This is a genomic window from Imperialibacter roseus (assembly GCF_032999765.1).
Classification (GTDB): domain Bacteria; phylum Bacteroidota; class Bacteroidia; order Cytophagales; family Cyclobacteriaceae; genus Imperialibacter; species Imperialibacter roseus.
In genome coordinates, this window is the sequence record NZ_CP136051.1 from 4,110,039 (window position 1) to 4,136,985 (window position 26,947).

At 48.4% G+C, this 26,947-nt stretch carries 21 protein-coding genes and 1 tRNA gene; 12 read left to right on the forward strand and 10 right to left on the reverse strand.

Going from position 1 to position 26,947, the window contains the following annotated elements; all coding sequences use genetic code 11:
- Nucleotides 1-170: 170 nt before the first annotated feature.
- Entirely contained in the window at nucleotides 171-803 is a 633-nt protein-coding gene (locus tag RT717_RS17260; RefSeq protein WP_317487634.1) for a zeta toxin family protein, read from the reverse strand.
- On the reverse strand, nucleotides 784-918 hold the full coding sequence (locus RT717_RS17265; protein WP_317487635.1) for a hypothetical protein: 135 nt from the start codon (nucleotides 916-918) through the stop codon (nucleotides 784-786). Before RT717_RS17265 ends, RT717_RS17260 begins: the two co-directional genes overlap by 20 nt.
- Before the next feature lie 219 nt (nucleotides 919-1,137).
- Between RT717_RS17265 and RT717_RS17270 the strand changes: the two genes are divergently transcribed.
- Complete coding sequence (locus RT717_RS17270; RefSeq protein WP_317487636.1) at nucleotides 1,138-3,501, forward strand: ABC transporter permease; 2,364 nt, start codon at nucleotides 1,138-1,140, stop codon at nucleotides 3,499-3,501.
- Here RT717_RS17270 and RT717_RS17275 read toward each other — a convergent pair.
- A complete protein-coding gene (locus tag RT717_RS17275) occupies nucleotides 3,498-5,582 on the reverse strand; it encodes a helix-turn-helix domain-containing protein (RefSeq protein ID WP_317487637.1) in 2,085 nt (694 codons plus the stop codon). The genes RT717_RS17270 and RT717_RS17275 overlap by 4 nt on opposite strands.
- A gap of 250 nt (nucleotides 5,583-5,832) precedes the next feature.
- On the opposite strand from RT717_RS17275, the gene RT717_RS17280 reads away from it, so the two are divergent.
- From RT717_RS17280 to abc-f, 3 genes are all read left to right on the forward strand, one after another.
- Nucleotides 5,833-6,420 carry an ankyrin repeat domain-containing protein gene (locus RT717_RS17280; protein ID WP_317487638.1) on the forward strand — a complete coding sequence of 196 codons (588 nt, stop codon included), beginning with the start codon at nucleotides 5,833-5,835 and terminating at the stop codon, nucleotides 6,418-6,420.
- A gap of 24 nt (nucleotides 6,421-6,444) precedes the next feature.
- Nucleotides 6,445-7,500, forward strand: a complete 1,056-nt coding sequence (locus RT717_RS17285; protein ID WP_317487639.1) for an acyltransferase family protein — start codon at nucleotides 6,445-6,447, stop codon at nucleotides 7,498-7,500.
- A 184-nt stretch (nucleotides 7,501-7,684) separates the two neighbouring features.
- Complete coding sequence (abc-f, locus tag RT717_RS17290) at nucleotides 7,685-9,280, forward strand: ribosomal protection-like ABC-F family protein (RefSeq protein ID WP_317487640.1); 1,596 nt, start codon at nucleotides 7,685-7,687, stop codon at nucleotides 9,278-9,280.
- Between the two features lie 174 nt (nucleotides 9,281-9,454).
- On the opposite strand, the gene RT717_RS17295 is transcribed toward abc-f, so the two are convergent.
- From RT717_RS17295 to RT717_RS17310, 4 genes are all read right to left on the reverse strand, one after another.
- Nucleotides 9,455-11,587, reverse strand: coding sequence for a ComEC/Rec2 family competence protein (locus RT717_RS17295; RefSeq protein WP_317487641.1), 2,133 nt, complete (start codon nucleotides 11,585-11,587; stop codon nucleotides 9,455-9,457).
- Between the two features lie 81 nt (nucleotides 11,588-11,668).
- The gene (locus RT717_RS17300) at nucleotides 11,669-12,136 is read right to left on the reverse strand and encodes a hypothetical protein (protein ID WP_317487642.1); all 468 of its coding nucleotides are present in this window, start codon (nucleotides 12,134-12,136) and stop codon (nucleotides 11,669-11,671) included.
- A 55-nt stretch (nucleotides 12,137-12,191) separates the two neighbouring features.
- A complete protein-coding gene (locus RT717_RS17305; RefSeq protein ID WP_317487643.1) occupies nucleotides 12,192-12,635 on the reverse strand; it encodes a GNAT family N-acetyltransferase in 444 nt (147 codons plus the stop codon).
- Nucleotides 12,632-13,591, reverse strand: coding sequence for a PhoH family protein (locus tag RT717_RS17310; RefSeq protein WP_151999517.1), 960 nt, complete (start codon nucleotides 13,589-13,591; stop codon nucleotides 12,632-12,634). Before RT717_RS17310 ends, RT717_RS17305 begins: the two co-directional genes overlap by 4 nt.
- Nucleotides 13,592-13,688: 97 nt before the next feature.
- On the opposite strand from RT717_RS17310, the gene RT717_RS17315 reads away from it, so the two are divergent.
- Both RT717_RS17315 and RT717_RS17320 read left to right on the forward strand, forming a co-directional pair.
- Entirely contained in the window at nucleotides 13,689-14,474 is a 786-nt protein-coding gene (locus RT717_RS17315) for an SAM hydrolase/SAM-dependent halogenase family protein (protein WP_317487644.1), read from the forward strand.
- Nucleotides 14,475-14,476: 2 nt separating this feature from the next.
- Complete coding sequence (locus tag RT717_RS17320; protein ID WP_317487645.1) at nucleotides 14,477-14,773, forward strand: putative quinol monooxygenase; 297 nt, start codon at nucleotides 14,477-14,479, stop codon at nucleotides 14,771-14,773.
- Between the two features lie 21 nt (nucleotides 14,774-14,794).
- Here the strand turns inward: RT717_RS17320 and RT717_RS17325 are convergent.
- Nucleotides 14,795-14,878, reverse strand: a tRNA-Leu gene (locus tag RT717_RS17325).
- Nucleotides 14,879-15,227: 349 nt separating this feature from the next.
- Between RT717_RS17325 and RT717_RS17330 the strand changes: the two genes are divergently transcribed.
- Nucleotides 15,228-16,319: a hypothetical protein gene (locus RT717_RS17330; RefSeq protein ID WP_317487646.1), complete on the forward strand. Its 1,092-nt coding sequence runs from the start codon at nucleotides 15,228-15,230 to the stop codon at nucleotides 16,317-16,319.
- A gap of 171 nt (nucleotides 16,320-16,490) precedes the next feature.
- On the opposite strand, the gene RT717_RS17335 is transcribed toward RT717_RS17330, so the two are convergent.
- Nucleotides 16,491-18,164, reverse strand: coding sequence for a DUF885 domain-containing protein (locus RT717_RS17335; RefSeq protein ID WP_317487647.1), 1,674 nt, complete (start codon nucleotides 18,162-18,164; stop codon nucleotides 16,491-16,493).
- 602 nt (nucleotides 18,165-18,766) lie between these two features.
- On the opposite strand from RT717_RS17335, the gene RT717_RS17340 reads away from it, so the two are divergent.
- The 5 genes from RT717_RS17340 to RT717_RS17360 all read left to right on the forward strand — a co-directional run bounded on the left by RT717_RS17340 (nucleotide 18,767) and on the right by RT717_RS17360 (nucleotide 25,743).
- A complete protein-coding gene (locus tag RT717_RS17340) occupies nucleotides 18,767-19,987 on the forward strand; it encodes an aspartate aminotransferase family protein (protein ID WP_317487648.1) in 1,221 nt (406 codons plus the stop codon).
- On the forward strand, nucleotides 19,980-21,014 hold the full coding sequence (argC, locus tag RT717_RS17345; RefSeq protein WP_317487649.1) for an N-acetyl-gamma-glutamyl-phosphate reductase: 1,035 nt from the start codon (nucleotides 19,980-19,982) through the stop codon (nucleotides 21,012-21,014). The genes RT717_RS17340 and argC overlap by 8 nt, the downstream gene beginning before the upstream one ends.
- A complete protein-coding gene (gene argJ / locus RT717_RS17350; protein ID WP_317487650.1) occupies nucleotides 21,011-22,222 on the forward strand; it encodes a bifunctional glutamate N-acetyltransferase/amino-acid acetyltransferase ArgJ in 1,212 nt (403 codons plus the stop codon). Before argC ends, argJ begins: the two co-directional genes overlap by 4 nt.
- 177 nt (nucleotides 22,223-22,399) lie before the next feature.
- The gene (locus RT717_RS17355) at nucleotides 22,400-23,050 is read left to right on the forward strand and encodes an SGNH/GDSL hydrolase family protein (protein WP_317487651.1); all 651 of its coding nucleotides are present in this window, start codon (nucleotides 22,400-22,402) and stop codon (nucleotides 23,048-23,050) included.
- A 260-nt stretch (nucleotides 23,051-23,310) separates the two neighbouring features.
- Nucleotides 23,311-25,743: an ABC transporter permease gene (locus RT717_RS17360; protein ID WP_317487652.1), complete on the forward strand. Its 2,433-nt coding sequence runs from the start codon at nucleotides 23,311-23,313 to the stop codon at nucleotides 25,741-25,743.
- A gap of 78 nt (nucleotides 25,744-25,821) precedes the next feature.
- On the opposite strand, the gene RT717_RS17365 is transcribed toward RT717_RS17360, so the two are convergent.
- A complete protein-coding gene (locus RT717_RS17365) occupies nucleotides 25,822-26,877 on the reverse strand; it encodes a sugar phosphate isomerase/epimerase family protein (protein WP_317487653.1) in 1,056 nt (351 codons plus the stop codon).
- Nucleotides 26,878-26,947: the final 70 nt, after the last annotated feature.

Here is a 26,947-nt window from a genome sequence, read left to right on the forward strand (position 1 = left end):
GGTAAGTGATCAGCTAGCCCCACCTATACGATCCTTCCCTCTGAGTACAGATCGTACGCTGTCGTAAGCGACTCAAGGCCGGTTCCTTGCTATGTCCCCAGCTGCTATTGCCGAGCTTTGCTGCTCAGATGAGTTAGGCCGATTTCTCAAAAAAAGGATGTATCGAAACATTATCTGTATCCTAAAAGAGCCTTCAGGTTAGGTAATAACGTGATTAAATCGTTGTCTATATCTTTGATGAATATCGGCATTTGATCTTCGATCACAAATTGCAATTCAAAGCTATTAGAAGAGTTATACAATGCTATTCGGTCAAAAGCCGATATAGCTTTATCGTCGAATATTTGCAGGCCTCTGGTAAATCTTTCTCTAATCGTGGACTCACTCACTGCGTGGCCGCCTTTCCTGACTCTTTCCTGGACACGCTGAATTGCAATGGTAGGATCGGTCAGCGCCAAGAAGTATAGAATCGTTGCATAACCCAATTTCTTAGCTTTTTTTGCTAGTTGGATATTGTATTCTGAGTGGAAATTTGTTTCGTAGGCTACCGACTTATCTTGTGAAAATGAATGAGACAAATACGATTCAAATTTTGAGTTGATAGACTCCCTGATTCCTTCGGCAAGCAGGGGATCAAAGTCAAATTTTCTCCATACTGATTGGAATTCCTTATCCCAATCAAAGGCTTCTATCTCATACGGCCTAAGTATTTCTTTACTCGTAGTCGACTTGCCGGCACCGTTGGGTCCGGCAATGACAATAAAAAATGGCGACGAGCTGAATTCAGATTTTTTCTGCAACAACTATCACTTTTGGAGCGACTAACTGCTTTTTCCCTCCACGGGATGCCTTTTCTCTCTTTAAAGCCTCATTCATTGCTTTTTCAGCTCTTAATGCGTCTTTTACTGCGTCTTTCATATTAACAAATATACAAATTTATTCGCACTCAGGAATTTCCTCGGCAGCTGAAAGCAAGGTTTGTGGCTGCGATAAAACATATACAGCCAAATTTGCAGCCGAAGCCTTTGTTCCTGCACTCCGTTGAACAAATCTCCAACCAAAAAGTACCTTATTGACTCTGGGTACTAACAAGCGGCCACCATCGCCCCGACTATAGGTTCAACCAAACTCCTGTCAATGCAAAACCTAACTTCCTACCTTCGCTTCCTTTCCCGCCACAAAACGCTCAGCTTCATCAATGTTTTCGGGCTGGCTATTGGCTTTGCCGCCTGCATTTTCATTGGCTTGTACATCACCGAAGAGCTCAGCTACGACCAGTACCACGAGAAGCTCGACCGAATCTATGTGGTCACTTCGCAGATCAACTCGGGCGAATCGGTCACCAAAGTGTCTACCGCTCCGGGAGCGCTCACACCCATGCTGAAGCAGGACTTTCCCGAAGTGGAGGAGGCAGTGCGAACAACCTCCATGACTGTTCGGTCAGTCAAGTACGGCTCCAACATCTTTCAGGAGAATGACATGTTCCAAGCCGACCCGGAAATCTTTCAGGTACTTACTTTCCCCTTCGTTGAAGGAGACCCCGGCACCGCCCTCACAGCTCCCAATAGTATTGTGCTGACAAAAACCCTGGCTGAGAAGTACTTTGGCGCAGAAGAGCCCATGGGCAAAGTGCTTACCATCAATGAGCAGCCCTACCAGGTCACGGGGCTCATGCACGACATTCCGACGACTACCGACCTTAAATTTACCGCCCTGGTGTCAATGGACAGCCAGGCAGAGAAAGGATGGTTCGATTTTGAATACCATACTTATGTGCTGCTCAAAGAACAATACCTTCAATCCGATCCAGCGCTCATTTCCTTCAAAGAACGAATGGTGAGCGAGGCTGAAAAAACCCTTAACGACCTGCTGGACGAGGCTGACCTCACCATCGCCATGCCGGTGGAGTCACTGAGTGGCGTTCATTTTCGGGAGCCCACTTACGACGACACGCCTAAAGGCAATATGGCCTTCATTTCTATCATCGCTTCAGTGGCGCTGCTCATGTTGGTCATCGGCAGCATCAATTTCATCAACTTTTCTCTGGTGCAGTCTCTCGAACGAGGCCGGGAAGTGGGCATCCGTAAGATTGTTGGCGCCCGTTTCCCTCAGCTAGTTTTTAAATACCTCAGCGAATCGGTGCTCATCGCCCTGATGGCTTTTATCATTGCCATGCTAATGGTGGTGGTGGCCATGCCGCTGTTCAATGAAATTACCGGTAAAAGCTTCGAAGCCATCCGCCTGTTCAATTTCACCTTCCTCTCGCTCTCTTTTGCCACAGTGCTGCTGGTGGGTGTGCTGGCTGGCAGCTTTCCAGCTTTTTTCACTTCCTCTATTCAACCTTTACAGGCGCTGAAAGGAAAAATCACTGGCATCCGGGGTCAATGGTTCCGCAAAGCCTCCATATTGGTGCAGTTTGCCATTGCCATGGGACTGATCATTTGTACGCTGCTTATCCACCGGCAAATGCGATTCATGAGTAACTACGACATGGGTTTCCGTAAAGAGAACGTGGTAGTGATCGACACACCTGACGATTCGCTGGCGGCAGGAAGTCTGAATGTGTTCAAACAGATTTTGTTACAAAACAGCGCCATAGAAAAGGTGTCGGGTACGGGCTACGGTGCCATCCCCGACGAAGAACCCCGAAAAGGCACTTTGGGCGTAAAACCCGATGGCGAAAGCAGGCTGGTGAATGTGTTCACTGTTGATGCAGACTACCTTCCGACGCTGGACGTAGCGCTGCTTGAAGGGCGTAACTTTGACGCAACCCGCCCTGGAGATAAACATACCACCGCCATTGTGAATACAGCATTCGCTCAACTTTGGGGCTGGGACGATCCCCTCAGCGAGCAGGTGCATGCCGATGGCTCGGTAAAAGTTGTGGGTGTGATGGAGGACTATTATTTCCAGTCTCTTCATGTGGGGGTGGAGCCCACAATCATCATGTTTGGCGATGACGTTACCGTGCATATGCTGGTGCGTTTCCGGGCCGACTACCCAGTGGCTGATCAAATGCCTTTGTTGGAGCAAGAGTGGAAAAATCTTTTTCCGAACGACCCTTTTAGCGCCCATTTCCTGGATCAATCCCTGGCCGCTCAGTACGATCAGGAAGACAGAGCCCTTACCCTGTTCACTTCCTTCAGCGTACTCACCATCATGGTCTCGTGTCTGGGGCTTTTTGGCCTCTGCTCCCTCACCATTTCACAAAGGAAAAAGGAAGTGGGCGTTCGCAAAATCATTGGTGCCAGCTATGGCTCCATCGTGAGACTATTTTCAACGGAATACCTGATGCTCATTGGTCTCTCGTTCGTCATGATCGCACCGGTTTGCTTCTGGCTGGTGTCCCAATGGCTGCAGTCCTTTGCGCTGAGAGACGGCATCAGCCCCTGGGCGTTTGTGGCAGCCTGTCTTGGCGTGCTTGTGCTTGGGATAACTACCGTTGTACTTAGTATTGGAAGAACATGGAACACAAACCCAGCGAGTTTGATTAGGGACTAAAGTGTTATCGGCAGCAGCCCCTTCTCCCCCAGGTGGGCTTTAATCTCCTCATGGTCCCTCCAAAACTTGGCCGTTACCTCGCCAAATGCCTTTTGAAATTCAGGCCAATCTTTGATAGGTTCAAACATGGGATCCATATCCAGCAATAGCACCCAAATGTAGAAGTTATCCTGTTTTGAAAACAAGGTCACCTCCTCGATGGCTTTTGGCCAATCTTTCAAATAGGCGAAGTGTGCGGCCTGGTTCACATGCATGTAAATCGTCGGGTCGTTGTCGGCATACTGTTTATAGCGACTGACGAATAGCCGGGCCTCCTCATTAAAACCCATTTTTTCATACACAGCCCCAATCTTAAGGTTGGCGTGGGCATACAAATCAAGATGAAGGCTGTCCTTCAGGTTGACGAATTTTTTGTAGTAACGGTAAGAATTTTCATAGTCCCTCAGCACAAAGTACGTGTTACCCAACTCTTGTAAGAACATCATATTGTTGGGATCATTTTCCAGCTCTTTCAGTAGAAAGTCTTTTGCCTTAACAAAGCTTCTGGTTTTGGCTAGCTGGGTGAATACTTTTACCATCTTGGCTATAGTGTTGCCAGGCTCATACGCAAGGGATTTGTCGATGTAAAAAAGTGCTTCATCCACGAACCCTGCCTGCACCAACGCATTACTTATTTGCAGGTAGTTGTAACTCTGGGTGGCGGAGTCGGCCGCAATGTCCACTCTCGCTTTCATTAAAGCATACTCCAGATACTTGCCCGTATCCGGCTGGCGGGAAAAATAATATTCAGAAAGAAAGTGAAGAACAACACCCGAGTTGGGGTTGTACTCCAGTGCTTTTTCCAGGTAGGGCACTGCCTGCTCGTTTTTTCCCTCATAAATGTAGGCCAGAGCTTTTGCCACAAGGCTCTCTGCCAGCGTCGGATCAGTAGCGAATGCCTTTTCCGAAGCCTGGCTTATTTCCTCTTTGTACTGCTTATCTGATCGATAGATATCCAGGTAAAAATACACCATGGTGAGATCGGCATAGGCCAGGGCAAATTGATCGTCGATATCAATAGCATTCTTGTAATAGGGAATAGAAGCCCTAAGACTTTCTCCAGTGCTTTGGTAAAATAGCTCGGTGCCTTTCAGGTAAAAATCATAGGCTGCGAGGCTCTCTGTCGGCCGCTTTCCAATTCTTTCTTCCTCTTCCGGTGTAATGAACACCTGTATCTCCTCGGCAATGTTTTTGGCTACTTCTTCCTGCAATTCAAAAATATCTTTCGCCTCTCTTCTGTACTGCTTGGCCCAAAGGTGGCGGTCGGTGGCTGCTTCTATCAACTGGATGTTCAACAATATTTTATCACCAATTTTCTGTCCACTCCCTTCTACGAAATAGCTTACGTTCAATTCCTTCGCCATTTCAGGAATTGACTTGCTGGTGTTGCGGTACTTTTCAGAAGATGTGCGGCTGATCACCCTGACGTCACGCATCTTTTGCAGGTTAGTCAGGGTCGACTCCATCAGCCCATTGATAAGGTAAACGTTGGTGGAGTCGTTGCTTTCGTTTTTGAAGGGCAGCACGGCTATTGACTTATCGAGCGGAGCCAACGCAGCTTCCGGTGCCTGCGGCTGATTGAAAAACCACAAGGCCAGCGCCCCGATAACTAGCAAGGTTCCCACCGCCAATGCCGGAACCAGGAGCGACTTTCTTTTCTCAACAACAGCCGAACTCACAGGTTCGTGATGTTCTCTTTTCCCCACCTCCCCTGGCGGATAACCATAATACTCCCGAAAGCATTTGATAAAGTAGGATGTGCTGCCAAAACCCACTTTGTACGACACCTCCGACACATTCATCGAGGTTTGACGGAGCAACTCCATGCCCTTTTTTAGCCTTTCCTGGCGAATAAACTGGCTGGCTGACAGTTTGGTCAGTTTGTTGATTTTGCGCAGGAGGTTCGAACGGCTCATGTTCACCTCACTGGCCAGCTCCGACACTCCAAAGTTTTCATCCGACAGGTTGTCGCCGATGATCTCTGTTAGTTGGTTCAAAAAATCGTTTTCTGCCGGATTGCCCGCAGACGTTTGGTTCTCCATCGTTAGGTGGCGGTGGTTTCTTTTGGCTCAACAAAAATGGCGATTCCCATTTGAAGTAGCAACCTCATCTAACCACTTCATTTCCAAAGTTTTTTACCCGGCTTGCGTCATATTTTATATCGAATCGTCATAAATGCTAATGCTTCAGCAAACTTTATGCTTTTGGCGTCATCCATGTTTAACGCTGCGTCACGGTATGCCCCACCTTTGTATCAAAACAAATTCTTGCAAAAACTTAAAACACAGCACTATGAAAACGATGATGAAAAACACAATGAAAACAGCTACAACATTGGCGCTCGCAGCCGCTCTTTTAGTGACAGCAGCCTGCTCCGACAAAAAAGTAAAAAGTGAATCGGCCAGCGAAAGTACAACAGTTGCAGCACCGGATGTTGACATTCACACGGCGGTAATCTCCGGAAACCTTGAAGCAGTAAAGCAGCATATCGCTGCCGGCTCCAACCTGAATGAGAAAGACCCATTCGGAGGCTCCAGTCCACTGATCTCAGCGGCAGTGTTCGGCAAACCCGAAGCAGCCAAACTTCTTATCGATGCAGGTGCTGACATTAACTTCCAAAACAATGATGGTTCTACTGCACTGACCTCGGCTGCTTTCTTCTGCCGCCCGGCAATTGTGCAGATGCTGCTCGATAAGGGTGCCGACAAAACCATTAAGAATAAATATGGCGCCACTGCTTATGACGGTGTAGCAGTACCGTACGCTGACGTAAAAGGCAGCTACGAAATGATGGCCACCATGCTTGCCCCTATGGGCCTTAAGCTGGACTATGCCTATATAGAAAAAACAAGACCTGAGGTGGCTGAAATGCTGAAATAATAACCGGTATCAAAGAATACTCAAATGACAACAACGAACAGACGGTACGATATTGACTGGTTGCGTGTGATTGCCATCGGCTTGCTGCTGATCTACCATGTGGCGATCGGTTTCCAAACCTGGGGGGTGATGATTGGCTTCATTGCCTCTACGAAGACATGGGAATCACTTTGGATTCCCATGTCGATGCTGAATGTGTGGCGGATACCCCTGCTTTTCTTTGTTTCGGGCATGGGCGTCTATTTTGCCTTGCGCCGCAGGAACTGGAAGGAGCTGCTGATGGAACGCACCGGCCGGATACTGGTGCCTTTCCTTTTCGGTATGTTCGCCATAGTGCCTATCCATATCTACCTGTGGAAGTCTTATTACAAGATGACAGCCGGCTACGAGTACAACCCGGGTCACTTGTGGTTTCTTGGAAACATTTTCACCTATGTGCTGGTGCTCTCTCCCATCTTTTTCTACCTGAAAGGCCACGACGATGGGAAGCTGGCAAAAGGCATCAAGTGGCTATTTGGTAATCCCCTTGGCCTTTTCGCTACTTTGGCAACTTTCGCCGCAGAAGCCTGGCTGGTGAACCCGGGTATTTACTCCCTTTACGCCACCACATGGCACGGATTCTTCCTGGGCTTGTTGGCGTTTTTCTTTGGCTTCTGTTTCGTGCTCAGCGGGCAGCCCTTTCTGGAACTGATCCTGAAGTGGAAGTGGATATTTGTGGTCATTGGCTCTGCACTGTTCGTCATTCGGATGGTTGTTTTCAAGCAAATGGCTCCTAACTATCTGCAGTCTATAGAGTCAAATTTCTGGATCTTCTCGGTTTTCGCCTTTGGTTACAAATACCTGAATCACGGCGGCAAAGCCCTGGCTTATCTGAGCCAGGCTGCTTACCCTGTATACATCCTGCACATGGTGTTTCTTTATCTCGGCTCGAAATACATCTTCCAGCTCGACTTGCCAGCACCTGTCCAGTTCCTGATGGTTTTGGTTGTCACAAGCGTGGGATGCTTTGCAACTTATGAGGTGATCAGAAGAGTGAAATTCCTGAGGCCGTTGTTCGGGTTAAAGTGGAAATCTGTATAATTTTGCTCTTGATTAGTTGCGATGGTTCGATGAAAGCCGGGCCATTGCAACAAAATCGTCCTTGCTTCCGTACGAAAAAAGCCAGACAGTCATACTCCATGTGAAATCTAATTTCTTTCAGAAAAAGTAAACAGCCCCCTCCCCGGGACTTTGCTGTATTTGTTCCACCACCTGAAAAGAAATTATGCTTATTCTTCAAGATATTACCTATACACATCCCAACAAGGATGTGCTTTTCAGTCATCTCAACCTTTCTATCAACAGGCACGACAAAATTGCCCTGATTGGCAACAATGGTGAAGGAAAGAGTGTGCTTATGAAAATCATGGCAGGCGGACTGGAGCCGTCGGCCGGGACAGTGCAGTCCGACGCAGCACCCTACTACGTTCCGCAGTTGTTCGGGCAATTCAATGACCTTACTGTTGCCCAGGCGCTAAAAGTTGACGGCAAAATCGAAGCCCTTCAGCAAATATTGGACGGCAGGGTAACAGAAGCCAACATGGCTATCCTCGGCGATGACTGGAGCATTGAGGAGCGCTGCAGCGAGGCCCTTACTCATTGGGGGCTTGGCAACTTGCCTTTAAACACCAGCATGGGCACCCTGAGTGGGGGCCAAAAGACGAAGGTGTGTCTGGCAGGTATTGCCATCCATCAACCGGCGCTCGTACTGCTCGACGAGCCCAGTAACCACCTCGACACCGGCAGCCGGGAGCTGCTATACCAGCTGGTGCAGTCAAATGCGCTAACGCTGGTGGTTGTGAGCCACGACAGGCAGCTTTTGAACTTGCTTAACAATGTCTATGAGCTCAGCCGGGGCAAAATCACCATGTACGGAGGGAACTACGAGTTCTACGCTGAGCAGAAGGAGATCGAAAGCCAGGCACTCCAGCACGACGTGAACAGCAAAGAAAAGGCCCTTCGCAAAGCGAAGGAAGTAGAAAGAGAAGCCGCTGAAAGAAAGCAAAAGCAGGATGCCCGGGGAAAGAAAAAGCAGCAGAAAGCCGGGATGCCCAAAGTGATGATGAACCTCATGAAGGACAAAGCGGAGAAAAGCACCTCACGCCTCAAGGGGGTTCACACCGATAAAATCGGCACCATTTCAACAGCACTGACATCCCTTAGAAAAGAGCTGCCCGACAGGGACACAATGAAGTTTGGCTTCGACAGCTCCAACCTCCATAAAGGCAAGGTGTTGGTAGAGGGGGAAAAAATCAACTACGGGTATGGTGAAAAGGCACTTTGGGCACACGGAATTGATTTCCGCATCAACAGCGGCGATAGAATAGCTATCAAAGGCCTGAACGGCTCGGGAAAAACGACGTTGATCAAGCTAATACTTGGCGACACAAAGCCCCAATCAGGCACCATCTACAGGGCGGACAACTCAGCCATCTACATCGACCAGGATTACTCGCTGATCGACAACAAGCTCACTGTGTATGAACAAGCTCAGCTATTCAACACCTCCAAGCCACCATTGCTGGAACACGAAGTCAAAATAAGGCTGGCCCGCTTCCTGTTTTCGAAGGAGGACTGGGACAAGTCGTGCGGCGTGCTGAGCGGCGGCGAAAAAATGCGCTTGATGCTGTGCTGTCTTACAATTAGCAACCAGGCACCTGACATTATCGTGCTCGACGAACCCACCAACAACCTCGACATTCAGAACATAGAGATTTTGACCGGGGCTATCAACGAATACGAGGGCACACTGCTGGTGGTATCGCACGACAGCTATTTTCTGGAACAGGTAAACGTGGACAGGGAGATTCTTTTGCGGTAAGCATTCAGCGAAGGTGCGCTTGAGACAAATGCACGTAGTGAAGTTTTGTAGTAAAACCCTCCAAGGGTTTGTCCTTTTCAGGGCAGTTGTTATGTGCCCGAGAGGGGCTAGCTAAAAGCGAACCCTTGGAGGGTTGCAGGCTAAATGCGCTTGCTCTCGAGCGAGTACGCTTTACTACTCTCGCTGTCTCAAATCCCTTACGTAGGCACCTTCCCTTGGAATGATGTAGACTTTTACGCTCGTTCCCTGCAACGCCTTCGAAGTTCTGCTCAGGTAGTTGAACCTGCTAGTTCCGTCAAAAACGATTTCCTGCGGAGCAAAATACTTCCCAAGGTCTGTCGACCAAAAACTCTGGTTGGAGACAATCAAAAGATCAGCCGCCAGGGGCTCGGAAAAAGCTTTGTTTTTCGGCAGTGGGTTCAGCAGATGAAACACTTTCAAGCTGCCGACCTTTATTGCAACGAGGGTGTCTTTTATCAAAACCGTTTGGGGAAGCCAGTTGTCGGCATGCGAAACAAAAGGGATCATTGTTCCCTGCTGGATCAGGTGGGGTCTCACATTAAGGTTGAATAGTCGTTCCTCCTGCTTAAACGCCTCATCAAAATAGTGAAACACCTTCCCTCCTTCCTGGTAGTCCATGGCGGTGTAGCCGGTCATTTCGTAAATCACCAGCTCCCTTTTCTGATGTTTATCTGCTACAAAAAGTCCTTTCGACAGAACAAAGAGTAGCAGACACGCCGCCATGTACTGAAACCACCGGTACTCACGGCTCTGCCACCAAAGCAGCATCAGCAGAAGGGCACTGTATAACAGCCAGGTTTGTGCAGATGAAAAGGAAATGGGGAAGATTTGGCTGGCCGGCAGCAGCTCTATAAACTCCACAAACCAATTGAGGCCAAACACCATCCATTTCAGCATAAAGGCTACTGCCCCGGCCAAAAATGATGACACATAATGGACAACAAATAAGGCCACTCCGGTGCTTAAGATCAGAAATGCCGCCGGGATGACGAGCAAATTGGACAACAAAAACCAACTGGGAAACTGGTTGAAGTAGTACATGCTCAATGGCCCTGTGGCCAGCTGAGCAGCCAGAGAAACGCAGGTAATGGCCCAGATTTTGTCGAGCAGCCAATGAGGTGCCGCCCACTGACGGTACAGAAAGGGTTGAAGGTAAACGATACCCAGCACCGCCAGAAATGAAAGCTGGTAGCCCACATGAAAAAGAAAGTTGGGGTCGTAAAGGAGCAGCAGAAAGGCAGCCAGCGCCAGCGAATTGTAGATATTGGTCTTTCTACCCAGGCCTTCTGCTACCATCACAATAGAAAACATGGTAACGGCCCTCAACACCGAAGCCGACATGCCGGTGATCAGCGCAAAGCCCCATAGGCTGGCAAACAAAATGATAAATCGCACCAGCTTGCCATATTTACGCTTCTCCAATGGCTTCAGCAAGAAAGCCAGGATCATGTAGATGATGCCCACATGCAGGCCCGACACTGCCAGAATATGCATGGCACCAGCTGCCGCATAAGCCCGCCGTTGTTCGATGTCAATTTCATCTTTTTGCCCCAGTATCAGCGCCTCAGCTATGCCCCGCTCCCGCACATCCGGCAGGTATTCCTTCAGCACGTGTAGCAGCTCACGTCGCCAACCCATTGAAAGGCTCACTAACTTATTAGGAGGTGCTGAGCCAGCCAGGAGCACGTCGTCGAAGGTAACGTAGTCCTGAAAATGAATGCCTTTCCTGGCCATGTACTGCTTAAAGTCAAATCCGCCAGGGTTACGAAGCGGTCTGATTTCTTCCGGGCTTCCGTGGATCCAAAGTACCGTGCCGTATTTCAGGGCACTAAGATTGGCCGTGGTGGCGGAGTCCTTTTTCAGGTATATCTGCACCAATCCAGTCTTTCGCAGCAATGAATCGCCCGACCTAATGGCAGTCACCTGGATATCAAACGCCCAGGTATTTGTCTTTTCTATGGGATCATCTACCAGAACTCCTTTGTAGAAATCTATCGGCGACTTGCTGGTGTACAAATGATTCTCCTGAAATGTGGCTTCTGTTGACTGCTTTCTGAGGATGCCGACGAAACTGATCGAAAGCATAAACACTATACCGAAAAGGTAACGCAGACTCCGTGCAGCGTTTCTTCTGGAATAAAACCAAAGAAGCAGTACCACAAGCCAAACAAGCGCTATATACGAAGGGGGAAGCCAGGTGCCTCTCAGAAACAACTCATGGCAGCCGATACCAGCAGCACAGGCTAGAAAAATTCTAACAAAAGGTATGGCACTCCAGCGGATCAATTGGCTACTATTTTTCTAAAAATAGTAATTATGACGCTATAGTTAAAAAAGATTGTACAAAAGATAATGCTGAAAAACTTCTTATAAATGTCTCAACAGCAGCTCAGCCTTCTGGATATCTTTGGGCCGACCGAAAAAACGATAAATCCGATGCTGTTCCTTGATGGTGGGTATTTTCACTTGCATGCCGGCCACTGTCACATTCATAAATTGCCTGACAAGCAACGGCACCCATTGTTGCCCCGCATTCACTTCAAGGTTTCCCATTACTTCTGCGTCAACTCCTTTGAAGCGAAACCTACCGGAGTTGGATCTGAATATTCGGTCATAGGCATATACATGATCCTTTACTTGCCTGTCTTTCCATTGTTCTTTAAGAAAGTTGGCGTCAGCGCTGGAGGTCAGTAGGTTGATGTCTCCTATCTTGTACATTTCACACTCTGCCAGCACCATGGCGGCGCTGCCAATAACAAAATAATCGTGCTTAAGAAGGTGAAGATCGCCGCCTGCCAACTCAAAAAAATGAGTTATTTTTTCCAATGCTGTCAATTCTCTATCGTTTAAGCTTTAACTGGTCTCAATTTCCATGTTGACTTTCCCAAAGTCACCTATTGCGATCATATTCCATTTCAACATGTACAATGTTGCACTCTTCAAACTCTTCTCCCACCGTTACGAACCCATGCGATTGATACAAAGGCACCACGTCGATTTGCGCATGAAGAAAGACTCTGGTTCCTAACGGAACGGTCGCAAGCACATCTCCCATTACCTTTTTCAAGAGCTCTTTGCCAACTCCCTTTCCCCTAAAACTAACAAGTACGGCAAACCGTTCGAGCTTAACGCTATTTTCTACATATCTCCACCTGGCGGTGCCAGCAGGTTGACTGCCAGAAAAGGCCAGGAAATGCGTTGAAGATTCATCCAAGCCATCATATTCGTCCGCCTCACTCACCTTTTGCTCCTCCATAAATACCTTGCGGCGAATGTAAAAGGCTTGCTCCAGGTCTTCGTTCGAGGCGATTTTTCTAACCGCTATATCATTCATTTGCGGTCTTCTTCTCCTTCGTCAAATTGATCATAAGCCTTGATAATTTCTCTTACCAGCTTATGTCTTACCACATCCTTGCCATCCAGCTCCACAAAGCCAATGCCTTTCACGTCTTTCAGCACATTCAATGCTTCAATAAGGCCTGACTTTTGCTTTTTGGGCAGATCCACCTGCGACTTATCGCCTGTAATGATCACCTTCGAAGTGGGCCCCATCCTGGTCAGAAACATCTTGATTTGCATGGCTGAGGTGTTCTGCGCTTCATCCAGCAAGATAAATGCATGGTTGAGGGTACGGCCCCGCATGTAGGCCAGCGGCGCTATTTCTATCACCCTGTTTTCCTGATAAAACTTCAGCTTTTCTGGTGGCACCATGTCGTCGAGCGCATCGTAAATAGGCCTTAAGTAAGGGTCTATTTTTTCTTTCAAATCACCCGGCAAAAAGCCCAGATTTTCCCCCGCTTCCACTGCCGGGCGGGTGATGATAATTTTTTTCACCTCTCTGTTCTTGAGTGCCTTTACAGCCAGCGCCACGGAAATATAGGTCTTGCCGGTACCAGCCGGGCCTATGGCAAACACCAGGTCGTTTTTTCGGGAGGCTGTTACAAGCGCTTTTTGATTGGGCGTCTTCGGAACGATCTTAAACCCTTTAGTGCCATAAATAAGCACATCATCCTTGTCCTCATCGAGCACGGTCTCGTCTTCCTGTGTCAGGTAGTTGGTCACGTTCTCTTCCGTTACCATGCCAAACTTGTTGTAGTGCTGAATCAGCGAATTAAGGATATCGTTGATCCTGATGATTTCGGGCGTGCTGCCCTGTATCCTTATCTCATTTCCTCTGGATATGATCTTGCTTTGAGGAAACGCCTGGGCTATTTGCTTAATATTTTGGTTCTCAATCCCCAGAAAATCGAGAAGGGAGATATTCTCCAGTGTGATGACCTTTTCTATCAAATGATGATCTATTTTAGATTCTGTTAGTAATCAGCTAAGTGCTTTATTTTTATTTACTTTGCCCCTGTAAAACTAACTATTATTTGCGTCTTCCTACATGGCTCTCATCACTTTTCTGTCAGATTTCGGTACGTCAGACCATTACGTGGCAGCAGTGAAGGCAGCGATAATGAGCGTTAACCCCGGGCTGCAAATAGTTGACATCAGCCACGAAGTAGCTTCGTGCAACCTGGCAGAGGCCTCCTACCTTCTTGAATCGGTCTTTCGTGATTTCCCCAAGGGCACAGTGCATATGGTGGCCGTGAACTCGACCGGAAAAAGAGAAGACAAGCCAGTGGCAGTGAAGCTCGAGGATCACTTCTTCGTTGGGCCCGACAATGGCATCTTTAGCCTGATTTCTACGCAGAAGCCCACAGCAGTTGTTGCGTTGGACTTGATCAATAAAAAGAAGACCACCTTCCCCGCACGAAACATGTATGCGCAAGCCGCCTCTTACCTGGCCAGCGGCAAGTCGATCCATGACCTGGGGCAAATGGTGCCGGAGCTCAACACCCTCATCAAGAAAAAGGGCAAAACGACTAAAAAACAAATCACAGGCCATGTGATTCATATCGACCATTACGGCAATTTGATCACCAACATTGCGAAAGAGGACTTTGACACCATCATGGAGCTCAACCAGCAAAAAGGCTTTGAAATATCTTTTGGAAGGGAGCGCTCTACCGAAATTCACGAGTCCTATTTCTCTGTGGAAGGTGGCGAATGCTTCTTCATCTTCAACCAATCGGGTTTGCTGGAAATTGGCATCAACAACGGCCATGGGTCTGACCTGCTGGGGCTTCACTACGACTCCCCTGTTTTTATCAACTTCGTAACTGAATAGCTATGATTATTAGGATTGTGCGCATGACCTTTCATCCCGGTAAAGTCAGCGACTTCCTGACGATCTTCAACAATTCCAAAAGCAAAATCAGGCATTTTGAGGGCTGTCAGCATTTGGAGCTATGGCAAAGCACAGAGACGCCAAACGTCTTCACCACCTACAGCCATTGGCAAACTGCGGCGGATCTGGAAAACTACCGGCGTTCGGAGCTATTCAAAACTACCTGGGCGAAGACAAGGGTGCTTTTTGCGGGAAAGCCGGTGGCCTTTTCGAACGAAATTATCACAATAGCAGACTAGGGAACTGAAATAAGAAAAGAGTACCTGGGGCCGGACTCGAACCGGCATGGGGTTGCCCCCGAAGGTGTTTGAGACCTTTGCGTCTACCAATTTCGCCACCCAGGCTTGAAGTGAAGGAACTGCGTTTCGTGTCTCACTGCGAAACGGGATGCAAACATATTAAAGTTTTGAATAAATGCAAAGCTATCTGTAGGCGTTGACCAACTAAAAATACGTGTCACCGATGCCTTTCGCCTGGTGCCAGCCATCCTGCTAGTCAAGTAACCGTCTCCTCTCGCCTAGGCTTTTACAACCAGCTTAATATTTAACCGAAGGTTGTATCGTATCTTTTGTTTTAACTGAATTTTTTTGGAGTTATTTGAAAAAAAATATACCGGAGAATTAAAATACTTCTGCATATTGGAAGTGGTAATCCTTTGGAAAACCGGCGTTAAAAAAACACCAACCTATCACCATGAAAAACCAGCTATTACTCTGCCTTCTCTTTATCGGCCTGCTCTCAGGCACCTCGTTCGCTCAAAAAACCTACGTGATAAAGCTGAATCCCGACTATATCAACATTCCCAACAGAAGTTTTTATATAGACCAGGTCATTGACAACCGAACCGACAAAAGCAGGATTGGCATTGTGCACAACGGCACTCAGCGTCTTGCCCAGTTTGAGTACGGACTGGAAAACTCGCTGGAAGGCTACTTGAAATCTGCTTTTCCAACCACAACCCAGGAGATTCCTATTGTGATGGTGATCAACCGACTGGAGATTTCCGAAAAACCGGCAAATGTTGGCGAGGTTGGGTACGCCGACATTTCTGTTGACTTTTTCACAGGTGAAATTAAGCTCTTCAGCACCGATCAGCATGTAGAGGTCACTGGCAACGACGTAACCAAATTGCACGAAGCCAACATACGGGAGGCCGTAGCAAAAACCCTTTTTGCCTTCGACGACTCCAACTGGGTATCCGTGATGCATGGCAAAACAGAAAAACCCCAACCCTCCAGAAATACAGTGCCCGGATCCGAGGCCGCATTGTACTCAGTCACTCAACCTGTAAGCGGGGACAACCCTAACTACAAAGCCTCAGAAAGCAAGACTAATTCAGTATCTCAAGCCCCTGCGGAATCACAGGAAGAGGCAACAACTGAAACCTACACGGAGAATAGAAATATCACTGCGGTAGGATATCAGATTGGTGGCATAACGCTGATAGGCGTAGACTATGAAATCAGGGCGAGCGACTATTTTGGCATACACCTGGGAGGTGGCCTGGCGGGCTTCACTGCCGGAATGAAAATTCACACTAACCCGGAAAAGAATAGCTCCTTTTTCAATTTTAGTTATAAAGACGGAGGTTTTGGGCAAATCACTACCCTGGGACTGGAATTTGGAGGTCGGCTGGTGTTCAGCAAATCCAGCGACCTTGGTCTCGTCACTCAAATTGGCATTCAAAAAATTCTGTCTATCGACGAAGAATTTGAGAAACAAGTATTCAAAGGAAACGGTGCGCCGCCAGTGATGCTGGCCTTTGGCATTGGGCTTAGTTGGTAATCAAAGCAGCTGACTTTGGTAAGGCGCATATTTGTTTTCGGTAAAGCGCTTGATCGATTTCTGTAAAGGTCTTAGCGGGTGCTCATTAAGCGCCTAACGGAGTTTCGTTAGGCGCTTCGTAAGAATCCATTAAAAGCTTAACGGGAAATGCTCGTCCGAAGAATTGGAGGATTACTCCCTGATCACCTCCAAATGATCATCATTACCCGTCATTTGCCAGTGTCCCAACGATATTGGGATACATCCTATGGCATTGAGTTGGTCAAAGAAGTCTTTTACTTTGAAAGGCTCATTGTTAGCCTCTTTCATTCTGGCGTACTCCGCCATGGCATTTTCCAGTAAATACTTGCCAGTGATATAGCTGCTGCCATAACCAGGCTGGCGCAGGTATAAATGCTGTTCGAATAGCAGCAGTTCTTTTTCAGTTTTCATCCAGCCTCTTGGTGTGTATTCAGAGTGGATGCCTCCGGCCTCCACGCTGTTCATTTCGTTAGCCTGGGCGTAAAGTGACCCCAGCCCTCTGGCGGCCCTTTGCGCAATCATGATGTAGACAATTTCCCTTACTCTTGGGTCGTCATCATAAAAGCCTGCCTGCATAAACATCTCCTCCACGGCTGTAGCAGTGCCTTCATTGCGGGAGTCGAAGATATTGTACAACAATGGGCCTTTGCGAATTTCGCTTTCATGTGGTTCATTGTCCATGCGGGCCAGTTCAAACCAGTGGTAGAAATGTGAATACAGGGGTCGTGGGTCATAGTGCATGCCAATTAGGAAAAAGTTGCGCCTTTCCTTCGGTACATAGCTGCCCAGGTGTTCTCTCAAAGCTGGCTCCATATACGGCTTCACCGTCACGATTTCGTCTTGCTCCAGAAATTTCATCATGCTGACGGCGGCCTCCTCAGCCATCTTTTTGAATGCCTCCGGAGAGTCGGCGGCAGTGAGCTCGGGCAGATCACGGTTACGATGCTCCTCCAGCTTCAGCGAGGCCCATGCACGGGACAGTTCTCTTTTTAGCAGCATCACCTCATCGTCCCACGTGAGGGGTACCAGATGAACATTTTGCAGGTACCAGGTATAATTTTCCTTCCCAACGCCTGAAGGCCCGGTTTTAGACTCCGCCTGTTTCTCCAGCCATTCAACCAATTTCTCTGTAGAGGCAATACCGTCATTGACGACTTGCACCAGACCAGCGTCTTCCTTTACACCAGGCAGCATCAGCAGTCCCTTCAAGTCTTCGCTTTGCGTGCGAATATCCCTGATGCCTGCTACCCACAGGTCTTTGGCATTGCCAGTTAAGTTGATTTTTGCTTGTTCGTTAAAAGCTGGAATGACGGACAGTTCTTCCAGAAACTGTATTTTGTCTTCTGTGTTAAGTGGAAAACTGTACTTCCAAACATCCAAAGCAGCATGGTTGGTAGGTCCTTCATGCGCAGGCACGTCGCTGCGCTCCATCCACAGTACTTTGTAGAAAGCCGGATCTCTTTCCCATGGTTTCAATATGTGATGATTGAAGTCGTAGCCGTTCATTTCTGCCCAAACAACTGTCCAGTCAACCTTTTCTTCAACTGACCAGCCAGCAGTGTCCACAGCCATCAGCCGGCCCTGCAACTGCTCAAACTCCGTCCAGCGCTTTTCAAACGTGGCTACAGTATAGTCCGGCGCTCCATCCTTCAGGGGTGGGGTTTCGAAGCTCCTCCACTCTTTGAACAGCGCCACCAGGTCTTCGTATCGTTTGGTGGTTGGCGCAGCGGCGGTGACTACCTCTTGCTTAGGCTGTTCGGGCTGGCAACTGGCGACAAGAATGAGCAAGGCTAAAAGCTGGAAAAGCGATGAAAATCTCTTCATTGAAACGGTTGGTTTGGATAAGGGCCGAATATAGGTAATTTCTAAAATCCGTTAGTCCGGGATTACGGGGGCGGTGTATAAATCACGTTAAATCTTTAGTGCAACGTGTAAGTGTCGAAAATGCATATTTGACACCTTAAGGTATTGTGCCGGAAACCACAAGCTATACTCCAAATCTCATTTTCACCGCTCCATCCCAATTTTTATCCTTCCATCATATCTGAGCCTTCTAAAAAAAGAAACGAGCGGCCGCAGGGAAGGGTTAGCGGTACTATAAAAGCATGGTCGGTTAATAAATGAACTTCTCTTACCGACAATGCACTTGAAAAAGTTGTTTTAAATCATTTAAATGGAACATTTCCGGGCTGAACTGTGTATCTTTGAGGTAGTTGATCAAAGATATTCAAAGGGTTTACCCCTTTAATACCCCAAAACAATGAATCATCAAAATGCCCCAAGTGCCAGTTTTTTTTCGTGCCCCTCGCTTCCACTTTACTACCCGAGGCCGCAGCGGTGATTCCTTGTTTTTATAAGCATTAACCAACTCACTTTATTAACATTATCTGACATGCCGGAGGGCATGTCGCAGCTATTTATTACCCATGAGTATATACAACAATCAGCAGCTTCACGACATTGACAAACAACACTACCTCCCCACCTTCGGCAGGTTTCCCATTACATTCGAGCGGGGAAAAGGTGCCAAACTCTGGGATACCGATGGCAAAGAGTATATCGATATGCTGGCCGGTATCGCTGTTTGCAATGTAGGCCATTGTCATCCAACAGTGGTGAAGGCGCTCCGGGAGCAGGCAGGCAAGCTGATGCACATCTCCAACTTTTTCCTCAGCGAGCCCCAGGCGCTACTGGCCAAGAGGCTCAGCGAAATCTCCGGCATGGACAGGGTGTTTTTCAGCAATAGCGGGGCCGAGTCGGCTGAAGGCGCCATAAAAATTGCCCGGAAGTATGGCCACAGCAAAGGAAAAGGTGGTACCGTCATCTCTATGAAAAACTGCTTTCATGGCAGAACGCTGGCCACGATAGCCACTGGCAAAAAAACGATGCAGGATGGCTTCGAACCCATTCCACAGGGCTTTATGCAAGTGCCATTTAACGACATAGACGCACTGAAGAAGGCTTTGCAGGACAATAATCCGAAAGGCGGCACTCACCAAATATCCGCTATCATCGTAGAGCCCATTCAGGGGGAAGGCGGTATCAATGTAGCTGACCTTGAATTCCTCAAAGCGCTGCGTCAATTGTGCGACGACGAAGAAATTGTGCTGATTTTTGATGAAATCCAATCTGGCATCGGCCGCACGGGCAAGTGGTTCGCCAAGGATCATTTCGGCGTGCAGCCTGATATCATGACCCTCGCCAAAGGTCTTGGAGGTGGTATTCCCATCGGTGCCATCCTGTGCAGTGAGAAAATGGCCTCTGTCATGAAACCGGGCGACCATGGCACCACCTTCGGGGGCAATCCGCTTGTTTGCGCTACGTCGCTGGCCGTGCTGGAAGTGATTGAAGAAGAGAACTTACTGACGGCCGCAGCAGAAAAAGGAATCTGGCTCAAAAAGGCCCTGTTGGACATGAACGAGTCTTCCCTCAAGGAAGTAAGGGGAAGAGGGCTCATGATCGGTGCTGAGTTCGATTTTGAAACCAAGCCCCTCGTGGTGGAAATGCTGAAAAACGGCGTGGTAGCCAATGCCACGGCAGGGAATGTGCTGCGTTTGGTGCCGCCACTCACTATCGGCTACGATGAGATGGAGCAGGCCATTACCGTATTAAAAGAATCACTGATAAACATAAAGGCCCATGCCTAAGAAAAAGATAGGCGTTGTTGGCGCCACTGGTTACACTGGTTCAGAGCTTGTTCGCATCCTGGCCAACCACCCCGAAGTAGAGATTGCCGTCATTACGTCAGAAAGTCGGGCGGGTGAGAAATTTTCAGATGTTCACCCGTTTTTCAAAGACATCGTTGACCAACCCTTACACAAGGCCGACAAGGTGAACGAGCTCGACCTTGACCTGGTTTTCCTCGCTCTGCCGCACGGTGTGTCGATGGAATATGTGAAGCAGTTTGCCGGCAAAGGCTTTAAAATCGTTGACTTTTCAGGCGACTTCCGTCTCGACTCCCCGAAAACTTACGAGGAATGGTACAACAAGCCACACACGTTCGTCGAAGGCTTCGATACTGCCGTTTATGGTCTTCCGGAACTTTTCTACGACAAAATCAAAGGTGCTGACCTGGTGGCTAATCCGGGCTGCTACCCCACAAGCGCTATTTTGCCCCTGGCGCCGTTGCTTGCAAATGGTATCATTGAAAGCAAAGGCATCATCATCGATGCGAAGTCGGGCATCACTGGCGCCGGCATTAAAGCCAGCACCACCACTCACTTTTCGAATGTGAACGACAATTTCAAGGCTTATGGTTTAAAGAACCATCGCCACACCATTGAGATCCAAGGCGTGTTGGATGGCATAACAGCCGGGGTGACACTTCAATTCACCCCTCACCTGCTGCCGGTAGATCGTGGCATCCTTTCAACGACTTACGCCAGGCCTAAGGGCGCTACAAGCAGTGCTGAATTGAAAGCACTTTATCAGGACTTTTACAAAGACAAGCCCTTTGTAAGAATCTGCGGCACGCCACCTGCCATCAAAGACGTGCGGGGCAGCAACTATTGCAATATATACGCCGACTTCGACGAGCGAACAGGCAATATCATCCTCATCAGCACCATCGACAACCTGGTGAAGGGTGCCGCCGGGCAAGCTGTTCAAAACATGAACATCATGCTCGGCTTCGAAGAATCTTTAGGTTTAAATCAAATACCCGTCAACCCATGATCAAGAACATTACCAATGTAAGAGGCATCAAATGCTGGGGCGCTCATTCGGGTGTCAAATCACTGCGGCGTGACCTGGCTTTGATATATTCTGAAGTACCCGCCAATGGTGCGGCTGTTTTCACCCAAAACAAGGTGGTGGCTGAGCCCATCAAGGTATCAAGAGAAAACATCAAAGGCGGTATCGTTCAGGCTATCGTTATCAACGCTGGCAACGCCAACGCCTGCACAGGCCAACAAGGAGCAGACGGCGCTCAGGCCATGCTGAAAACCGCCGCCGAAGCGCTTGGCATCGATCAAAAATCTATCATTATTGCTTCCACTGGCATTATTGGGGAGCCGTTTCCCACTGAAGATGTGGTAAAAGGCATCATCGAATCAGCTCCAAAGCTGAGCAGTAAATCAAACGCTGGGTCGTTTGCCGCCAACGCCATTCTTACGACCGACACTTTTCCAAAAGAGGGCTTTCTGGAGTTTGAGCTCGATGGCCATGAAATCAACATGGGCGGTATCGCCAAAGGATCGGGCATGATCCACCCCAACATGGCCACCATGCTGGCATTTATTGCCACCGACGTAGCAATAGAGTCGAAGCTTTTGCAGAAAACCCTGAAGGAGGTAGTTGACCGGACTTTCAATATGATCACGGTAGATGGCGACACCTCAACTAACGACATGGTGGTGGTGATGGCCAACGGCAAGGCTGAAAATGACATACTGAAGTCGGAAAAAGACAAGGGCTATGACGTGTTCAAAGCAAAGCTAGAGGAGATGATGAAGCACCTTTGTATGCTGATCGTTTCGGACGGGGAAGGGTCTTCGAAGTTTCTCGAATATACCGTTAAGAATGCAACAGATGAGGTAACGGCCAGAAAAATATGCCGGGCCGTGTCGAGCTCCACCCTGGTAAAGACTGCCATGTTTGGCCGTGACCCCAACTGGGGACGCATTGTTTGCGCAGCAGGCAATGCCGACGTACCATTCAACTTCGAAAAAGCCGACCTATACCTTGGCGATGACAAAGAGATGATACAGGTGCTGGAAAAAGGCAAGCCGCTCGACTACGACCGCAACTATATGAAACGAGTGCTTCGGGAGTCACATATCTATATCAACCTCGATTTGAACGAAGGAAAGGCAGAAGCCACCGGCTGGGGTACTGATTTGACAACGGATTACGTGCTGTTTAACTCGGTGTATACGACTTAGGTAAGACCGGAGACCGAAGCAGGCGTCGGGGCGGCAAGCAGGCAGGTTGCGCTGGGGCCGTCAGACGTCATCCTCGACGCCTCATCAGCATTCTTCCGATACCGTTGAAAAGAAATCAGTCGATGATTTCGTCAGGGTTTATTTATCTTAATTGCTCATTCCAAAAAAGATACCTACATGTACAAAAGACTTTCATTCCTCACTGCCCTTTTCTTTGGTTGCGTCACACTGCTTGCTCAAAACCCGCAACGTTTTCAGGGAGAAATTGACAAATACGCACAGGAAGCCGCCTCAGTAAGTAACAAAAAGCTTGCATTGTTTACTGGCAGCTCATCCATCAGAATTTGGGATGATATGGCGGAGAGATTCCCAAAAAAGAACGTACTCAACCGGGGCTTTGGTGGTTCGTCCATGTCGGATCTGCTGTACTACACAGATGAGCTAATCTTCAAATATTCCCCGTCAAAAATCTTTATTTATGAGGGTGACAACGACATAGCCTCAGGAAAGACAGCCGAACAAATCCTGACAGACGCAAAAACCATACTTGCGCAGATAAGAGAAAAACTACCCAAAAATGTAAAGGTATACTTCATCTCCGCTAAGCCAAGTGTTGCCCGCTGGAGCCTGAAAGACAAGTACGTTGACTTCAATACCCAGCTGGAAGCCTGGACAAAAACTGAGGCTAATGTCGGCTACGTTGATGTGTGGACACCTATGCTACAGCCAAACGGCGAGGTAATGGATGACATTTTCAGAGAAGACAACCTTCACATGACGTCGAAAGGCTACGATATCTGGGAGAAGGTCTTCAAAAAATATTTATAGGCGCAACTATCTTCATCAAACCTAAGAAAAAGAGGAGTGTGGGAGCGCTATCGGTTTCCCAACTCCTCACTGCTATTTCTCAATTTTCATCAGACTAAGGCGCAGAGTGGTTGACTGCCTTCACCCAGCCTTCTAAAGCCTACTGCTTACCAACTACTGTTTACCTTTCACTCTTCACTTCCTCTCTGTCCATTTTTTACTATCTCATTTCTAAATAATTGAGGATTATGCATCTTTAAAAAAGGTTCAAAAACTCAACCATGTTTAAAAGTGCTCTCCTTATCGGAATAAGAAACTTGCTGAAAAACAAGTTGCATTCCGCCATCAACCTATCAGGCTTTGCGATAGGCATTACCTGTTCATTACTCATCCTTGCCTTCGTGTGGGATGAGCTGCATTACGACCGCTTCCATCCCAATGACGACAGACTCTACCGCCTGGCCCTGCACCGCAGCTTTCCGGGCCGTGATGTGTCATTCGCTACAACGCCTTTCCCGGCTGGGCCTACCCTGCTGCAAGACATCCCCGAGATAGAAAGCTATTGCCGTCTGTTCACACCCTTCTCCAGTCCGCCGAGAGTACGAATTGGCGATATTGAGTTTTACGAAACTAACCGGCTGGCCGCAGATTCAACTTTCTTCAGGCTGTTTGGAGTTCAACTGAAGGAAGGAGATCCCCGCAACGCCCTGAAAGATCCCAATAGCGTGGTGCTGACAGAGAGCACCAGCAAAAAGTACTTTGGAGATCAGGAGGCTCTTGGTAAAATGATCAAGGTGGGTGACTCCACCCTTTACCGGGTAACCGGTGTAGCCGGGGATGTACCGAACAGAACTCACCTTGAGTTTGATTTGCTCTTCTCACTACGCTCCTTCCCCGGTGCCCACGATGGCACCTTTTGGGGGTCTTACCAATGCCTCAACTACTTCCTGCTGAAGCCCGGCGTAACCCCGGAGCAGGTGAAGGCAAAAATCCCATCGGTTGTTAAGCAGTATATGGGACCGCAGGTCGAGTCCCTCCTCAATATCACTTTCGACGAGTATGAAGCAGCAGGCAACCGGCACAACTATGTTTTTCAACCTATTCAAAGCATCCATCTCGAAAGCAACTTCCAAAACGAATTAAAGCCGAATGGAGATAAAAATTACGTCTACCTTTTTATGGTCGTTTCAGTGCTCATCCTTTGTACGGCTTGCTTCAACTTTGTGAACCTGTCAACTGCCAACTCTGTCAAACGGGGCAAAGAAGTGGCTGTAAGAAAAGTGGTGGGTTCGAGCAAACTTCAGCTTATCATCCAGTTTATTACTGAGTCCATTGTCATCACACTGATAGCTGTCCTCATTTCTTGTCTGCTGTTTATCTGGCTACTTCCGTATTTCAATCAGCTGGCAGAAAAGCACATTGCTTTGTCAGACTTTAGCCTGCTAAATGTCGCCGGACTCCTTTTGGTCTTCACAGCTCTTTTAGGCACCCTTTCGGGGCTTTATCCTGCTTTCTTCATTTCGTCTTTTCCCACGCTCAAAATTTTCAAGGGAGAACTGAAGCTAAGCCACAAAAAATGGGGGTTCAGGAACATCCTGGTGGTGGCGCAGTTCATGGTCTCTATTTTTTTGATGGCAGCCACGCTGTTCATTTACCGTCAAATGAACTTCATGATGGATAAAAAACTGGGCTTCGACAAAGATCAGGTGCTCGTCATCGAACGAAGCAACCAGCTGGGTGGCAGCCTCAGGGCCTTTATGGACGAATTACAGCAAGTCAACGGCGTGGAAAAAGCGTCGGCCTCTTTTCATGTACCCGGCCGACAAATGAGCGGTGGCAGCTTTCATGCCCAGGGAGTTTCCGCCACAGAGCGATATCTTTTTACTGCTATCTACGCCGACTACGATTTTGCTGACACGTACGGGATCAAAGTAAACGAAGGCCGCTTCTTTTCGAAGGATATGGCCTCCGACACGGCGGCCGTTCTTGTGAACCAGGCCACAGTAGACATGGTGGGGTGGGACAATCCGCTGGAGCAAAAAATTCTGCCCACTGCTGGCACTCTCCAGCGCATCATTGGCGTGGTAGACGACTTTCATTTTGCCTCGCTGCACGAGAAGGTCGGGCCGCTGGTCGTCTTTGGCATTTCTCCCCAGCAGTTGGCTACACTCAGTCCTAATCTGGTATCCGTTCGAATCGGTTCGGGCGCACCTACAAAAGCCACGGTGCAAAGCATAGAGGCCACCTGGAGCAAATGGATGCAGGGCAGCCCCATTCAATACAGCTTCCTCGATCAGGAATTCAATGCGCTATACCAGAATGAAGAACGTATCAGCAGGGTGTTTTCTACTTTTTCCATACTGGCCGTTTGCATCGCCCTTATTGGCGTAGTCGGACTTTCCACCTACATCGCCAATCAGAGAACAAGAGAAATTGGTATCCGCAAAGTGCTGGGGTCGTCAGCGTCGGGCATCCTCGTGCTGCTCTCAAAAGACTTTGTTCAATTGCTGATTGCCGCAAACTTACTGGCACTTCCGCTGGCGTGGCTGGCTCTGAGTAAATGGCTGGAGCAGTATCCTTACCAAACTTCGCTGACCATCTGGCTCTTCCCTGTTATTGGTATCGTCTTCTCTTTTTTCATTGTGCTCACCACTTGTCTGGTTACCTACAAAAAGGCGCAAATGAACCCGTCGAAAGCGATTAGGTATGAGTAGGAAGAAAAAACTGGGAGCAAAAAAGCCCTTGCTGTTTTGTCAATCAGCAAGGGCCAACGATTCGTTTAGCTAATTCAACTAAGCCAGCGCCTTTCTGCAATATTCGACGCATTTCTGCACTTCTTTTACCGGATCTGAACCTTCAGGGATCTCGTATTCAAGCTCTATTGTGCCGGGAAACTTATACTTCTGCTCGCTCATGAGCTGAAGCACTTCTGTCAGCGGTGTATCGCCGGTTCCCCACACCAGGTTCTTTTTCCCATGCTCAGGGTTCTGGCGATCCTTCATGTGCATGCTTAAAATGCGATCGGCCTTTGCTCTCACCATGCCCAGTGGATCGGCATTTCCTGCAGCTACAAAGTGGCCTAAGTCAAGATTCAATCCATTGTACTTCGACTGCTTCAAAGCCGTATCCCACAAGGTAGGGGTTTGTTGTTCGTGTCCGTGGTAGCCGATAGACACCTTGTGCTTGGCCGCCAGGGTCCCCAATCTGCGTGTCTGCGCATCGTCGCTTGGGTGCTCCAGGGTAACGTGGCTGGCACCAAGCGCTTTTGCTGCCTTCAGCCCGTATATCACTTCTGCATCGGTATTGTCTTTGCCAAAGGCATTGGGTTTGAAAGCGTAAATCTGCACACCGGCGTCGTTGTACATTTTCTTCACCTGTGCAAACTTGTCCATGGAAGCCGTTGCCCTCCAGGCGGCCACTTCCTTGTTGTAGGCAGCCGACTGCGCCTGCATATCAGCCATCTGTTTCTTCTCGTCGTCAGTCAGCTCTTCCCCTCTTCTTTGCTTACCATACAGGCCAAACATTGCCCTGCGGTCAATAGTGCTCTCAGGCTTGCCTGCAAAACTTTCAGCCGGATCGCCCATCAGCTCCACGGCGCTGATACCGCAATCCACGATGTACTTTAGCGTAGCCTCAGCGCTCTGATCGGGCAGGCTGCGAAACGAGTAGGTAATGACACCCAACTGTACTCCGTTGATCATGGAGTCAGGCTTGCCATAGCTTTTGATGATGTTGGGAAAACCGCTTGCTCTTAAAAGAGACGGGGCTACTAAAATACCGGCCGCTGCTGTAGCCGACTTGCCTATAAAATTCCGGCGTGAAGCCAGGTGTTGTTCGTTATTTTTCATTGAAGTAGGTAGTTAAAATGACACGACGTATAAGACAAACAGAATTAATTCTCCCGGGTTTGCGCCAACT